Source organism: Candidatus Bathyarchaeota archaeon, from assembly GCA_026014805.1.
GTDB lineage: Archaea > Thermoproteota > Bathyarchaeia > Bathyarchaeales > SOJC01 > JAGLZW01.
Genome location: JAOZHR010000026.1, coordinates 53,607 through 66,759, shown reverse-complemented (window position 1 = coordinate 66,759; position 13,153 = coordinate 53,607). Strand labels below are relative to the sequence as shown.

At 42.8% G+C, this 13,153-nt stretch carries 16 protein-coding genes and 3 tRNA genes; 9 read left to right on the top strand and 10 right to left on the bottom strand.

Translation table 11 applies throughout. From position 1 onward, the window contains the following. The first annotated feature begins 31 nt into the window (after positions 1-31). From NWE91_07155 to NWE91_07140, 4 genes are all read left to right on the top strand, one after another. Positions 32-205, top strand: a complete 174-nt coding sequence (locus tag NWE91_07155; protein ID MCW3986165.1) for a hypothetical protein — start codon at positions 32-34, stop codon at positions 203-205. Continuing rightward, entirely contained in the window at positions 202-672 is a 471-nt protein-coding gene (locus NWE91_07150; protein MCW3986164.1) for a hypothetical protein, read from the top strand. Before NWE91_07155 ends, NWE91_07150 begins: the two co-directional genes overlap by 4 nt. Beyond that, positions 669-1,094 (top strand): hypothetical protein, encoded by a 426-nt coding sequence (locus tag NWE91_07145; protein MCW3986163.1) that lies wholly within the window; start codon positions 669-671, stop codon positions 1,092-1,094. The genes NWE91_07150 and NWE91_07145 overlap by 4 nt, the downstream gene beginning before the upstream one ends. Positions 1,095-1,235: 141 nt before the next feature. Then, a complete protein-coding gene (locus NWE91_07140; GenBank protein MCW3986162.1) occupies positions 1,236-1,532 on the top strand; it encodes a signal recognition particle protein Srp19 in 297 nt (98 codons plus the stop codon). 136 nt (positions 1,533-1,668) lie between these two features. Here the strand turns inward: NWE91_07140 and NWE91_07135 are convergent, their stop codons facing one another. The 5 genes from NWE91_07135 to NWE91_07115 all read right to left on the bottom strand — a co-directional run bounded on the left by NWE91_07135 (position 1,669) and on the right by NWE91_07115 (position 7,574). Then, positions 1,669-2,061 carry a 30S ribosomal protein S8e gene (locus tag NWE91_07135; protein MCW3986161.1) on the bottom strand — a complete coding sequence of 131 codons (393 nt, stop codon included), beginning with the start codon at positions 2,059-2,061 and terminating at the stop codon, positions 1,669-1,671. Between the two features lie 59 nt (positions 2,062-2,120). After that, the gene (locus tag NWE91_07130; GenBank protein ID MCW3986160.1) at positions 2,121-2,705 is read right to left on the bottom strand and encodes an SMC-Scp complex subunit ScpB; all 585 of its coding nucleotides are present in this window, start codon (positions 2,703-2,705) and stop codon (positions 2,121-2,123) included. Continuing rightward, positions 2,686-3,378, bottom strand: a complete 693-nt coding sequence (locus NWE91_07125; protein ID MCW3986159.1) for a hypothetical protein — start codon at positions 3,376-3,378, stop codon at positions 2,686-2,688. Before NWE91_07125 ends, NWE91_07130 begins: the two co-directional genes overlap by 20 nt. Continuing rightward, on the bottom strand, positions 3,378-6,926 hold the full coding sequence (smc, locus tag NWE91_07120; GenBank protein ID MCW3986158.1) for a chromosome segregation protein SMC: 3,549 nt from the start codon (positions 6,924-6,926) through the stop codon (positions 3,378-3,380). The genes NWE91_07125 and smc overlap by 1 nt, the downstream gene beginning before the upstream one ends. A gap of 126 nt (positions 6,927-7,052) precedes the next feature. Then, a complete protein-coding gene (locus NWE91_07115; GenBank protein ID MCW3986157.1) occupies positions 7,053-7,574 on the bottom strand; it encodes a DUF2096 domain-containing protein in 522 nt (173 codons plus the stop codon). Between the two features lie 139 nt (positions 7,575-7,713). Between NWE91_07115 and NWE91_07110 the strand changes: the two genes are divergently transcribed. The 3 genes from NWE91_07110 (at position 7,714) to NWE91_07100 (ending at position 8,512) form a co-directional block, all read left to right on the top strand. Beyond that, a tRNA-Met gene (locus NWE91_07110) sits at positions 7,714-7,823 on the top strand. A gap of 27 nt (positions 7,824-7,850) precedes the next feature. Beyond that, a complete protein-coding gene (locus tag NWE91_07105; protein MCW3986156.1) occupies positions 7,851-8,324 on the top strand; it encodes a flavodoxin family protein in 474 nt (157 codons plus the stop codon). 115 nt (positions 8,325-8,439) lie between these two features. Beyond that, a tRNA-Thr gene (locus tag NWE91_07100) sits at positions 8,440-8,512 on the top strand. Between the two features lie 54 nt (positions 8,513-8,566). Here the strand turns inward: NWE91_07100 and NWE91_07095 are convergent. Next, positions 8,567-8,965 carry a C-GCAxxG-C-C family protein gene (locus tag NWE91_07095; protein ID MCW3986155.1) on the bottom strand — a complete coding sequence of 133 codons (399 nt, stop codon included), beginning with the start codon at positions 8,963-8,965 and terminating at the stop codon, positions 8,567-8,569. Positions 8,966-9,131: 166 nt separating this feature from the next. On the opposite strand from NWE91_07095, the gene NWE91_07090 reads away from it, so the two are divergent. After that, positions 9,132-9,683 carry a tRNA (pseudouridine(54)-N(1))-methyltransferase TrmY gene (locus NWE91_07090; GenBank protein MCW3986154.1) on the top strand — a complete coding sequence of 184 codons (552 nt, stop codon included), beginning with the start codon at positions 9,132-9,134 and terminating at the stop codon, positions 9,681-9,683. Positions 9,684-9,852: 169 nt separating this feature from the next. On the opposite strand, the gene NWE91_07085 is transcribed toward NWE91_07090, so the two are convergent. Continuing rightward, positions 9,853-9,929, bottom strand: a tRNA-Thr gene (locus NWE91_07085). Between the two features lie 73 nt (positions 9,930-10,002). Then, entirely contained in the window at positions 10,003-10,947 is a 945-nt protein-coding gene (locus NWE91_07080; protein MCW3986153.1) for a GNAT family N-acetyltransferase, read from the bottom strand. 139 nt (positions 10,948-11,086) lie between these two features. On the opposite strand from NWE91_07080, the gene thiL reads away from it, so the two are divergent. Continuing rightward, positions 11,087-12,088, top strand: a complete 1,002-nt coding sequence (gene thiL, locus NWE91_07075) for a thiamine-phosphate kinase (protein ID MCW3986152.1) — start codon at positions 11,087-11,089, stop codon at positions 12,086-12,088. A gap of 255 nt (positions 12,089-12,343) precedes the next feature. Here the strand turns inward: thiL and NWE91_07070 are convergent, their stop codons facing one another. Continuing rightward, the gene (locus NWE91_07070) at positions 12,344-12,562 is read right to left on the bottom strand and encodes a hypothetical protein (GenBank protein MCW3986151.1); all 219 of its coding nucleotides are present in this window, start codon (positions 12,560-12,562) and stop codon (positions 12,344-12,346) included. Positions 12,563-12,771: 209 nt separating this feature from the next. Further along, positions 12,772-13,092 (bottom strand): hypothetical protein, encoded by a 321-nt coding sequence (locus NWE91_07065; protein MCW3986150.1) that lies wholly within the window; start codon positions 13,090-13,092, stop codon positions 12,772-12,774. Between the last annotated feature and the right edge of the window lie 61 nt (positions 13,093-13,153).

Below are 13,153 nucleotides of genomic sequence, written 5' to 3'. Positions count from 1 at the left end.
ATCTATCTCTATAAGGTTTTGTGGTGATATAATGGGGAAAATAAATGTTGTCCTTAAGGACAAACTAGAAGAAAAGTTCAGACGAACAATCTTTGAACGAAAGGGAATGAAAAAAGGAAACATTAGCGAAGCCATAGAAGAAGCTATTGACTTGTGGATTAAACAAGATCTATCCAAACCACAAAAAGAGGCGGGAAAAAGATGATGAAGACAAATGACAACTACCTCAAGAGGCGCCAAGAAGAAACCGCAGATCTCATAAAACAACTCGAAAAACTGGATAGCTCGTTGCCAGTGGCACGAATCGTAATATCAAACATTGTGCGCCCTTTAAATCACATAATACAAAAACTTGCCTTCTATGTTGGAGACACTTATATGCTAATAGAAAACGAGCAAAAAACCCGACGAAAAACGGATGAACATTTGGGGTTCATAACTGATATAGTCTTCCCGCTTCACAACCAAATGATCGCTCTAAAACGTGCATTGTCCTCGCTTACTGATGAAGTGCGTTCACTCAAGGGCAAAGCAGACAAAACCCAGTTAGACAAAATACAGAAAGATCTTGAAGGAATAGAAAAAGAACTTGAGGAACGAATAAGACCTCGTATCAGAGACATCGAAAACGCCAAGGAACAAAAGAAAAAATGGTTAATGGAGAACAAGTGAGGTATTTGACTTTGGATATCATTGAAAAGCTAAGAGATGTGTGCGATGAAACATTACGTATGCATCGACTCAACATGGAACTGTTTGAGACTCTACATTTAACGCTTTTGAGGCTGAGAGATTATGCTGAGAAAAACAATGTTCCGTTAGATCGTGGAATTGACTACTTATTGCATCAGGTGGTTATTCTTTACGAAGAAATCACTTCAAAAGAAAATTTCAAATCTCAAAAATTGCCGTTTATTCCATCCGACGAAAAAAAACAGATTTCAAATCCGACGCAGAGGACACAGTACCTGCAACCGAAAAACTTAAAAGTACGAAAACATCCCCAAAAAAGCGGAAAACACAAAATAAGAAGCAAAAAATCGTTATCCGGCAAGCAAACTATTAGTTTCATCAGTTTTAGACTCAAATTGTAGAAAGCATCTATGAGTTTCGTGAGTTGCCGTCTGTGTAACTCTGATATATCATCGAGTCAAACAAATACCTTTTCATCATCCGGCAAGAAAATAGAAATACAGAAGAGCAAAATAAATGTTGATGTTAAGAGAGGGAAAAATATGCGAAAGCAGAAGAAGATACTTCTTTGGCCAGTCTATTTCGACTCGTCTAAGACGAGGAAGGAAGGACGAAGAGTGCCAAAAAATATTGCAGTGCCAAACCCAAACTTGGCAGAAATTCAAAAAGCGGCAGAACATTTAGAATTGAAGCCGGAAGTCGAAACGAATTCCACCTACCCAACGATTCATTGGCGAAAAACTGGACGGATAATGGTGCAGAAAAGAGAGACAAAAATGCAAACTTTAATGAAAATGGCTGAGGAAATAGCAGCCATCCGTCAGGAAACAAGAGAATAGGATCTCTTACTTTTTTGGTGCTAACTACAAAGACTCTTTGCCATCAGAAAAGCGCGTGTGTAATAGCCTTTCTTTTCCATAGAAGTCATAGCGTTATCCAAAGCGTGCTGGGTGATAAGAAAATGCTTGTCCAAGGCTATTGTTTTTCTGGAATCAAAATGGCGTTTATTAATCCGTGTTGCCCAGGACGTGAAGTTACACGTGCAAGTCCTAACTTTGTCTCTATAATTGTTCCTTTTGTGATTACACCGCGTCTGTCATAGTCTATGTTAGCTGGGTTTTTCACTACTCGCAGGATCTCTGTTTTTTCTGTTTTTCCTGTTGCTGGATTGGAAATGCTTGCTTGTTTTTCTCTGAGGGCTCGTGTTTTTATGTTACCGCCTCGTCGGCGAACTGTTTTTAGTTTTCTTTCGCTCAACCTAGTTTCTACTGGGAAAGAACCTCGTTCGAAGCGGCGTTTTTTGCGATGGGCGCGTTTGCGACCGCCTGAAAGTTTCTTTTTGTGTGAATCTCCGTGCCAAACAGACAACGCTAATATCTCCAGTGGAACTTCATGAGACTACCGAAATTTAACATATAAGCTTAGCGCTATTTCTCTTCTTTTCCTTTGGATTCGGGTTCGGCGGATCCAAAAACCTTTTTGAGTTGGCGTTTCATGGCGCGTAGGTCGTGGCTTAGGCCAAAGTAGTCTGCGAAAAATTGGGTCGTCCGTATAACTTTTGTTCGACCTACAGGTTCTCGTGTGATTAGTCCAAAGTCCTCTAACTGCTTCAGGTGGCTATACACATGGTGGCCACGGACGTTTAGTACTTGTTTTTGGGGGACAGGCTGTCTATAGGCAATGTATGAAAGTGTTTTTAACGGGCCAACCGTCAGGAGGGGGCGCATAGCTAGTCTTTGCACGCGCGGAGAGTATTCTGGTCTTAGTTGCATGACGAAGCGTTCATCCATCAACTCTAATATTTCCAAACTCGTATTTCGATTGTCATATTCTTGTTTAAGGGTGCGTGCAAGTTGTTGAACCAGATTTTTTGAACGCGTCTTAACTACAGAGGCTAAAGTTTTCAAGTCTAACGGTCTTCCGGCGACGTACAATGCTGCCTCTATTAATGCTAGGCGCTGTTTCTGCCTGTTTATTTCTGGCGATGTTGTCTCAGGCGATGCTTGCTCCACTTCCTTCAACAACAGCGTCTCCCTTCATAGAGATGTAGATTTCACCAAACTCTTCTTCTTGCCAGAGCCAAATTTTTCGCCTTTGAGCTAGAAAGAGAAGAAGAATAAAGGTGCGGATTGCTTCAACCCTATCCATTTTTAATATGAGTTTCTTGAAGTTCAAGAACGGTTTTCCTTTGGAGAGGCAAAGCATGTTGGTATATAGTTTTTCCATCAAGTTTTCGATTTCCATTAGATAACGGTCGATTTCAGGCAGAATATCAGTTGGCAGGGGTAGAATTGGTTCTGAACGGAGCTTCAATGGTAATAGTTTTTCGCCTTTCAAAACCGAATCTAAAGCCTCAAGCAATTGTTCAATCGTAGTAGAGGTTAATTCGTACCGTAGTGGAAGGAAAATTGGTGGTGGTATGAAGTCCGGCGGGAGTTTAGGTGGAGCAGGTGGTTCCTCAAGTTTTAGCAGAAGCTTTGACTTCATTAAATATATGAAAGCAGAAGAGTCTAAAGCCACGCCTGACGCGCGGAAGTCAACCTCGCCTCGCTTCTGCATTTCATCCAAGAAAGACGCCAGCAGGAAGGATATGTTAACGTTCCAAGGCTTCACCTTTTCCAGTTTGTGAATTTCAAAGAGAATGTTCCATGGGGGTTGCAGATAAAAAGGTTTTTTCATGGTCACTAGGATTTGGCCTCCGTGAACATGGTGGAAACCACTTTGGAGACTCCATTGCGTTCGTAAACTCCGTAAATTTTTTGAGCTTTGTTAACCATCTCAGGCTTCAACGTGACTACTATGAATTGAGATTTGTCCGCCTCTTCTGCTAAAAGCTCTCCTAGTTTTGCAACATGCAAGGCATCTAAGTGAGCGTCAACTTCGTCAAGAATGTAAAATGCGGCTGGCGTAAGCTCTTGTATGGCCAATAAAAATGCAACTGCCGAAACCGATCTTTCTCCGCCGCTGGCTCCGCTTACGAGTAAGGGTTGTTTGCCTGGAAACCGAACTATCATGTCGATGCCTCCGGAGAACGGGTCTTCAGGGTTCTCTAGCTTTAGCTCTGCATTACCCCCATCTGTTACTTTTAAGAAGTATCTCCTCAAGTTTTTATTTATTTTTTCGAAAGCCTCCATGAAGACCGCGCGTTTTTTGCGTTCTACTTCGTTCATGAAGGCTATTATGGATTGCTTTTCGCGTTCCAGCTCGTTCATGCGTAGTGACAGTTCCTTATAGCGGGATATTTGTTCAGCGTAATGAGAAAGAGCGAGCTGGTTGACTGCTCCTAGCCGTTCTACTTCAAATTCCATCATTCTAAGAGAAGTTTCAGCTTCTTCAAGTTGCCTAGGAGTTATTGATATTAATTTTTCATAGCCGAATTCTCTTAACTGTCGTCTAAAACCGTCCACCTGAAGTTGTAATGTTTGATGTGAAAGTTGAAGCTGATTGCGCAAACGGTCTGCACGCTCGTATTCAGCATCTATCTTTCTGAGTTCCTTATCAATGTCGTCAATTTGAGCGGTGAACTTCTTTGCTTCTTCTCTTGCGCCTAGGACAGTGCGAGAAAGTTCTTCTCTAGATTTTTCGAGCTTGAGAAGTTCCTCTTTTAACTGTTCTTTTTCTTGCAGTGCCTCATAAACTTCTTTTTCCACAACTGCGAGCTGCTTTTCTACCTTCCTAAGCTGAACTTTGACGTTTCGGTAGCCTAACCTTAGAACGTTGTCATATTTCGATTGCAAAGTTGAGAACTCTGTTTTGACACTACCTAAGTTTTGTCTAAGCATGATAATGTTCTCGGCTAATCTATCCCTCTGGATTTCTAGCTTCTGTATGTGTGTCGGGTCTGTTTTGCGCCTTAATTCAGCCAATTTGGTGCGCAGTTTTCGCATGTCTTTTCGAATTGCATGTCGCTGAGCCTTTTGAAGCCCGATTTCCGTTTTTTCTTTTTCCAGCTTTGCTTGAACGCCTTGAATGTAAAAGCCTATTCGTCGGATGTTTCGTTTTGTGACTTTAGTGCTTTTTTTAACTCTAGCTATTTCAGCATCGAGGGTGCCGATGGCTTCAGATAATCCTATTATCTCGCTTCGAGTTAGCTCTATCTCCTCTTCGAAGAATGAAACGTCTTTTCCTCTTCTTGCTAAGTGTTCTTTAAGGGCTCTCACGGCTTCATCTAGGCTTTTGATAGCGGTTTCGCTTGGAATTATTGCGGAGAAATCGATGGGTGCACGGAAAAAGCCGCTTTCTAACCCTCCCCCAACTTCGTAAACGTCTCCATTTGTCGTTACACTTCTGTATCCTTTTTGACATACACCCAATGCTGTCTTATCGTTCCTTGCAACGACCGTATCGCCAAAAACGAAATCAACTGCTGGCTCATGTTCTCTTGCACACTTCACAAAGGCCGTTGCGAATCCCTCAACATTCCTTAATTCTCGCGGACTCGCAACTTTCCTTGCCAGCCCCTTTATCGGGATAATTCTAATCCTACCAAGTTTTAGACGTCTCAATGTTTCAGCACACGTAAATGCGGCTTCGAAATCACGCACTACTAAAGCGTCTAGCCAACCTGCTCCAGCCGCTTCTAAAGCTTGTTTGTAGCGGCCTTCAATTTTGATCAAATTCTTAAGACGTCCATAAACGCCTGAGATGACCCCAAGTTCGCCTAATTCTTCAATGTTTCTCAAGGCGTTTTCTTCTGCAGCGACTGCTTCGGCAAGTTCCCGTTGGGTTGCAAACTCGACAACTGCTTCGCGTGCGGTGCCTGCAATTTCTCCTGCTTCATCAATTTCTCGTTCAACTGCCTCTTTCTGTATGATTCTACGTTCAAGCGACTTTTGCAGACTGTTCAGCCGCGTTTTCTGTTCTTTTTGAACGTCTTTCAAGTCAACAAAAGATTTTTCTAGTTCTTCCAGAGTGACGGTGAACCTTTCCTTTCGAGTTTTTAGGTCGTTTAGTCTGTGGAGCAAAATTCTTTTAGATGTTTGCCCTTGAGCATAGTCGGCCTTCAAGTCAGCGAGTTCTTGGTAAAGCCTGTCAAGTTGCTGTTCGGTTTCCCGGATTTCTTTACTGTTTTCTCCAATATCTCCCCAGAGTTGTGTAGTCTCGCTGGTGAGAATATCATGTTCAGCTTGTTTGGCGTCGAAGTCCTTTAACAGTCGCTCTCGTTTTCTTTTTAGCTGTTGCATTCTTTTGCGATTTTCACTTATCTCAGCCTGCATCGAATCAAGCTGTTGAATATTGTTCTCCCTAACTTTCCTTAAACCTTCAAGAGTGGTTGTGCCTGCACTTGTCTTTGTTGAAAGTTCAGTTAGTCTTGATTTCAAATCTCCTATTTTAATTTGAACTTCAAGAACCCGTGTACCGCCTTCCTCCACCATATCCGAGCTGAGTCTTCTCCACTCGCGTTCAATGGAATGGCGGTTATCCCGCATTTTGTCGCGGACTTGGCGTAGGTTTTCAAATCTGCGTTGAGCTTCTTCAAGTTTTGAAGAGATTTCCGTCCCTTTCTCTTCGGTGATTGAGATTTGGTGAGAAAGCTTTATTGCTTCAAATCGTTTTATTTCGTTTTGTATGAAGTTATATCGAAGTAGCTCGTTTCTTTCTCTTTCAAGGTCGTCAACTCGTTTCTGCACCTCGTCGATTCTTCCCATGGCAGTTCGAATTGAAATCTCAGCTACTCGTAGTTTTTCTTCTGCTTCTGCTTTCTCAGAATCGTACTGAGCGATGCCCACCATGTCTTCAAGAATCTTTCGGCGGTCTTTTGAAGAAATGTCTGTCATGCGGTTAATTGTGCCTTGTAATATTATGTTGTGGCTAGTAGATGAGATCCCTGCCATGGAGAGCATATTATTAATGTTTGTTCTCGAAATTCTTCGTCCATTAAGTCGGTAGACGCACTGCCCGTTTCTGAAAACTTCTCTAGATATCGTCACAGTGTTGGTGTCTATAGGTATACGCCCATCTTTGTTATCAAATTGGAGCACAACCCTAGCCGACTTTGCTTTTCCTAATCCCGCATCTGGTGAACCGTGGAATATTAATTTAGCCAGGTTTTCGGCGCGCATTCTCCTCGCGCTGAGTTCACCTAAGACAAAAAGAATAGCGTCCACGATGTTTGTTTTGCCGCTGCCGTTTGGTCCTGTTACGGCAGTGAAACCCTTGTCTAAGGTGACAGTTACTGTTTTTGGCCCAAAAGATTTGAAGCCTCTTAATTCGATTTTTTTCACGTAGGGCATCTTTCTGGGGTCGCTCCACGGTTTTCCGGCTTTCGCTAGCCAGCCTATTGGCTTTACAGCTTCTTCTATAGAATTCTTCTATAAATAACTTAATCTGACGTTTAACAGTTTTTTAAACAAAAGCGTCTAACTTTTCCTTATTCCTCGGTATTCCTTCGCCATTTTTTTGACAAAATCCTTCACGTCTTCCTTGCTGCCATACACTAATACGTAACCGTCTTTTTGCATCTTGCAGGAAAGCCCTAATTCGCCAGCCAACTTTTCAACGTTTTCTTTAAGGATGTCGTCGGAAGTTGAAACTCTTATCCAATGCTTACCTTTTGGAAGCCCTGGAATAAACCGTGAAGTCGCCGTTTCAGCTTTTAGGTTTTCTTCTCTTCTAGCTTTTTCCAGCTTCTTAATCCAACGCTCTATGAAGGCTTGGCCAAATCTCTCTTTTGCTCTGTTTATGAGGTTGGATTCGACAGTCATTAGGTAGTTCTCTATGACAGGAATAGATTCTAAACGTGATGGGTCTGCCTTGTAGATGTTTATCGTGGTTTTTGCAGATCGTAGAGAGGTCATGACTTCTGTGGAGATTGTTACCTGTTTTTTTCGAAGTTCGGTTATGAGGTTTTCTAAGGTTTTCCACCATTGTTCATAGCCCATTGATGTTTTCTCCTGCCGCTATTTTGTGTGAGTTTCTGATAGGGGTTAAGAGTGATGGTTGTTTAGATAAGTTTTTATTGAAAAGAGGTTGTTTTGTTTCGGAAAGGCTTTATTGTGGCTTGTAAAAAAGATTGGTTGAGCCGGGGTAGCCTAGCCTGGTTTGGGCGCCAGACTCATAATCTGGAGAGCTGAAAAGGGGCCTTGTGAGCCCAAGCCCAGAGGTCGCGAGTTCGAATCCCGCCCCCGGCACTAAAGAATCTGAAAGGAGGTGAGGTGTTGGCGAAAGTCATCGTTATTTACGAATCGAAATATGGTAACACCAAACTTGTAGCGGAAGAAATCGTTGAAGGAATAAGAAAAGTTGAAGGAATAGAAGTTGCCCTCAGTGAGCTCAAAGAGGTTGACCTCGACAAGATCCTTGATTACCATGCGATTTTGATTGGTTCTCCGAACCATTATGGCGGACCAACTAAGGGGGTAAAGGCGTTTATCGACAGGCTTGGGAAACTCGACTTGAAGGGAAAACTGTTTGCTGCTTTTGACACATACCTTGGGAAAAAAAGTGGCTACTTCTTCGAAAAGGCGGTGAAGAAAATGGAGAAAAGAATAAAGGAAAAGGTCCCTGAATCCAAACTGCTGGTTCATGGGCTGTCAATAAAAGTTCAAGGAATGAAGGGGCCGATTCTAGAGGAAGAGTTTCCTAGATGCAAAGAGTTTGGAAACAAAATAGCGGCTCAATTGGAAACCTGATAATCGGTCTTAAATTGCATTCCGACAACTCTGTAGCATAAAGTGAAATGTGCGTGTGTATTTAACAAAATATTTAAGCTGTTTGTTTGTTGGTTCTGTCGGAGAATACACGTGTGCCCCGGTAGCTCAGTGGCTAGAGCAACAGCCTTGTAAGCTGTAGGTCGCGGGTTCAATTCCCGCTCGGGGCTTCGCTATGTTTCTAAGTTAATTAGTATTTCAACGGCTTTCTTTACGAAGTGGGATCATTTTTTGTCAAACACGTTTAACTTCCTAGCCTTCTCAAGGTCTTCTAGATTGGTTAGATCGTATCCGATGAGTTCTCGACAATAAGTGCTGCCGCATTCTTTTACGAATTGTTCATAAAACTTCTGGGCTAGTGTGTATGCTTTTTCTCGGTTTTCTGGGTTTGCTGGTTGGTTCCATGTTTTATTCTGATTGCCATTATGGCGCCTGTTAGGGCTCCGCATAGTGAGCCGCATCTTCCGATTCCGGCCTCCGAAGGCCGTAGCGATTTTCGGGATGAGCTCGTTTTCGAGTTTGTAGTGTTCTTGCATTGCAAGTAGAACACTTTGGGTACAGTTGTAGCCTTGCTTGAAGTATGCCCCTGCTTTTTCGGGAAGGGAAGTGTTTCTTTGTCGCATGACTGTTCTTCTCCTATGGCATTTAGAGATGTTTAAGGGAGTTGTTTATTTGTTTCTTTTCTGGCTAATATGCGCGTTCAGCGCTTTGATTATTTTATTCTGTTGGGTTCTAAATGGGTATGGAACGGAAAGTTAGAAATCCCTCAAATGTGTCATTATTGAGTGTATGAGAGAGTTTATCTTGTATTCTCGTCGGGGCAAAACCGATGGTAATTTCGAAAGCTTGAGGGAGGCTGGTAGGTTAGACGTTGTTTATCAATGTCTGCTTTTGGGTTTGTTTACTTCTGGCGCCATAAGGCGTAACGTTGTCTTTCATGTTATCTTGGGTGGACCACCTTGTCCTCCACTTTGCTTAACTGTGGATGGACACATTGTTCGGGATGTGAGAACCGACGAGCGGACTTGGGAGGAAATCCTTAGAAAGGTTTTGTCTGGTGACTCACATCAGGGAATAAGTGTTGAGAAGGAGAGTTTGCAAGGGCTTGTGAGGAAAAAGCGGAACGTATTTGTTCTTGAGGAGAAAGGTGAAGACATTTGGAATGTGGAGTTTGGGGAGGATCCTGTGTTTGTTTTGGGCGATCAGGTGGGGCTGCCGAAGAAAGACGAAAAATATATTCTGCGTTTCGGTAGGAAAATCTCTCTAGGCAAAAGACCATATCTTGCAGCAACCTGCGTCGACGTTATTAACTATCTTGCCGATCTACAAAACATACTTTAGAATCGAAACAATGTCGGAGCGCCTTCTAAAAGGCAGAAGTTCCCAAATCTTTTCTTCTATTTGACTTCCATAAAATGGTCGGGGCGCATTGGAATGACCGAATTCGTCTGGGTAGAGGAATAAGGAGGCTGGAAGACTCTGAAATTAGTACGAACGGCATTATAGCTCTTGGAGCCTCGGGCGGGCTTCGATCCCGCGGCCGACGGTTTACGAAACCGTTGCTCTACCATGCTGAGCCACCGAGGCATCTGTGTTAAATGACTGAGCAAAACAGCATTTTAAATATTCGGAGATTCTAGTAGAAAAAAGAAGAATTTGGCTATTCAAGGTTTCTTTCGTAAGTCAGATCCTTCTTGGTCACTTTGAAGCCAACCTTCTCATATAATTTCATCGCCTTCGTCACATTCCAATCGTCTACGCCCAACATCGCCATAGTCATACCCTTATCCTTCAGCGTCCCCATACCCTGCAACATCAATCTAGTTCCAATCCCTCGTATTCTGTCAGGCTTCAACACACCGATATCCATGATCCACCCACACTTAACATTCCTCTCAACATTATACTTCTCATCAACACCTACTCCGATATACCCCACGTGTTCCTCACCCAGACTAACGAAGAACCATTCTTGAACCCTGAAAAACGGATCTTTTCGCAGAAAATAAATCGTCTCTTCAACAGTGCCAGGTCTATAGTTGAAGTGTTCCTTGAAGCATTCGTTACCAAGCCAATTAAGCATTTTCAAATCCTCGTCCGAATCTTTTCTAACCGTTGTCAGCACCACTTCCTCGTTTTCTCCAATACCTGAAGGAATCTCATCCAAGTCTCCTTTCATTAAGCTAAACTTACGAACCAGTTTAAACCCCAGGTTCTCCCAAAGGCGAATCCTATCTTCCCTGCTATCGGCAGCCCACCCTTGAACAATCATCATCCCCCGACTCTTTAACTCCTTCAGAGCAGTTTCCGCAAGTTTTTCTTCTATGCTTTTACCTCGAAACTCAGGAATAATGCCAAAAGATCTCATGAACCCCTTCTTTTCCCTTCTTTTTTTGTCAACATGGGCATGAATAATTCCAACTGGCTGCTCATTCAGTTCTGCAATAAATCTCCCTTCAGGATCAAAATTAGGTGCTTTTTCAGCAATCCTAAATTCGTCCACCGTCATTTGCCTCATATCGTCATATTCCTTGTGCGCTGCATTCCATACTCTAACCCAGTCTTTTTCATCTCTTCCTTGAACGAAACGCCTAATTTTCAACAAATCATTTTCCCCCGAATTTCCTACAGCAAAACAACATTCATAAATTTAATCATTTCCCTATCCAAAAGGGGGGAGCAGTCAAAAAAGGTGATATTTAAGCCAAGCTACAACAATTCCTCTACAAGAGAAGGGTGTCAAATTGAACACAGCAGATAGGCTTGGTGAACGTAAAATAATCGAAACCATATGGAAGCATTTAGACAAAGCTCCAATCATGTCAGTGCCTTTCGGCGACGACGTATCAGCCATCGAATACGGCGATGATAATCTTGTAGTTCTGAAAACGGACATGCTTGTAGGCAAAACCGACGTCCCGCCCTGTATGAGTTATTGGCAGGCAGCCCGCAAGGCAGTCGTCATGAACGTCAGCGACCTTGCTGCAAAAGGCGTAAAACCTTTAGGACTCCTCGTGTCTTTAGGCATCCCGCGAAATCTAACAAAGCAAGACATCGAGCAGATTGGAAAAGGATTGAATGCAGGCGTAAGAGAATATGACGCTTATGTTTTAGGCGGGGACACAAGCGAAACACATGATCTTATAATCAGCGTTGCAGCTTTCGGATTGGCAAAAAAAAGAGCTCTCATCTTGCGAAGTGGCGCACACCCCGAAGATATTGTAGCGACAACAGGTTTGTTCGGTTTAACATCCTCTGGTCTTAAAATATTGAAAGAAAAACTCGCCGCACCACAGAAGATCAAGAAGAAGCTTGTGGACGCTGTTTTAATGCCTTACGCACGGCTCAAAGAAGGCTTGGCTTTAGCGAAAACAGGTGCGACTACAGCGTCTATAGATTCAAGCGACGGATTAGCATGGAGTCTCCACGAAATCAGCAGCGCCAGCAACGTTGGGTTCGTAGTCGATGCCCCACCCATCGCTCAGGAAACGTACCGATTTGCTAAGCTGCATAGCCTTGACCCTATGGAGTTGGGTTTCTACGGCGGCGAAGAATACGAGTTGATTGTCACCATTAAACCAGAACATTGGAGAAGAACTAAAGAAGCGGTTGTGCAACAAGGAGGTACCCTCTTGAAGATCGGAAAAACCACAGCAAAAAAAACATTACTTGTCAAGCACGGGGGCAAGCTGATCAAAATAGAGGCGCGAGGGTACGAACATTTCAAGTATAATAGAAGCGACTAGGTTGACTCAACCTTGTGACGTTGGAAGTCTCCTCTCTAGAGACGAACCAGACAAGCCATTATGAGGGGCACGCATTGTGCAGCTAACTTTGGCAATGATTCTACCAAGTTTTTCGAGCGCGTTAGTGGATACGCAGAATGCCCGTTTTGTGAGATTGCTAATCGACCAAGTCGTAAAGAAAAGCAACTATGTTGGAAGACTCGAGGCATATTTTGCAGCCTAGAAACTGTCTCTTAGAGAACGCTTCTTGATATTTCAGGTGGCTTGCTGACTTTTCGTCATTATTTTTTCAATGTTTTCTAGGCGTTTTTCGATAGCGTCCAGTCGGTTCAGAATTTGCTTCAATATGCGTCCTGCATTTTCTGTTGGAAAATTGGGTAAAGGAGTTGGTGAAGGCCATCGCAGATTTTCTTTTCTTTCAGGTCTTTTTGGTGGTGGCGGTGGATGGAGTGCCGCTTCTTTCTTTTTAGACATCGATTTCACATCAAATAATTATGATGCGAGTTTATTAAAAATGTCGCAGTAAACGTGAATTATCCATTCTTTGTCTTTGACATGTTAGACTCTTCGAAACGTCGCTTTACGTTTGTAAAAGTGAAAACTATAAAAAGGATTGACGCACTAAGCCTTAATCTCACGTCAGGACGCCGAATTTCGGGCGAGAACTCTTCTAAAAATATGTCCTATCTTTTTTTGCTGTGTTTAACGCGAGGTTTCCTAGGATTTTTCTTCTGCTTATCCTCTATTTCAATCAATTGTGGTTTTTCCAAACCTTGAATGGAAGCACCGGGATAATTTCGTTCAATCTCTCTCCTTAGCCCTTTTGTGTCAACATCGCCATATTTCTTGACATATATTAATGGTCTGCCGTTCTTGTCGTACTTGACGGAGATGGAATAGGCTGAAGCGATTTCTATTGGTTTAGGTTCCGTTAATATGAAGTGTTCAGGTTTGTCCAAGTCCAAAAGGTCGGGTAGATTCTTTCTTTGTTTTCTTTCAGCCATACTTTCAACATCCTCTTTATGAAAAAGGAACGCCTGAATTAAAGTCTTGTTTCTCCCTAAT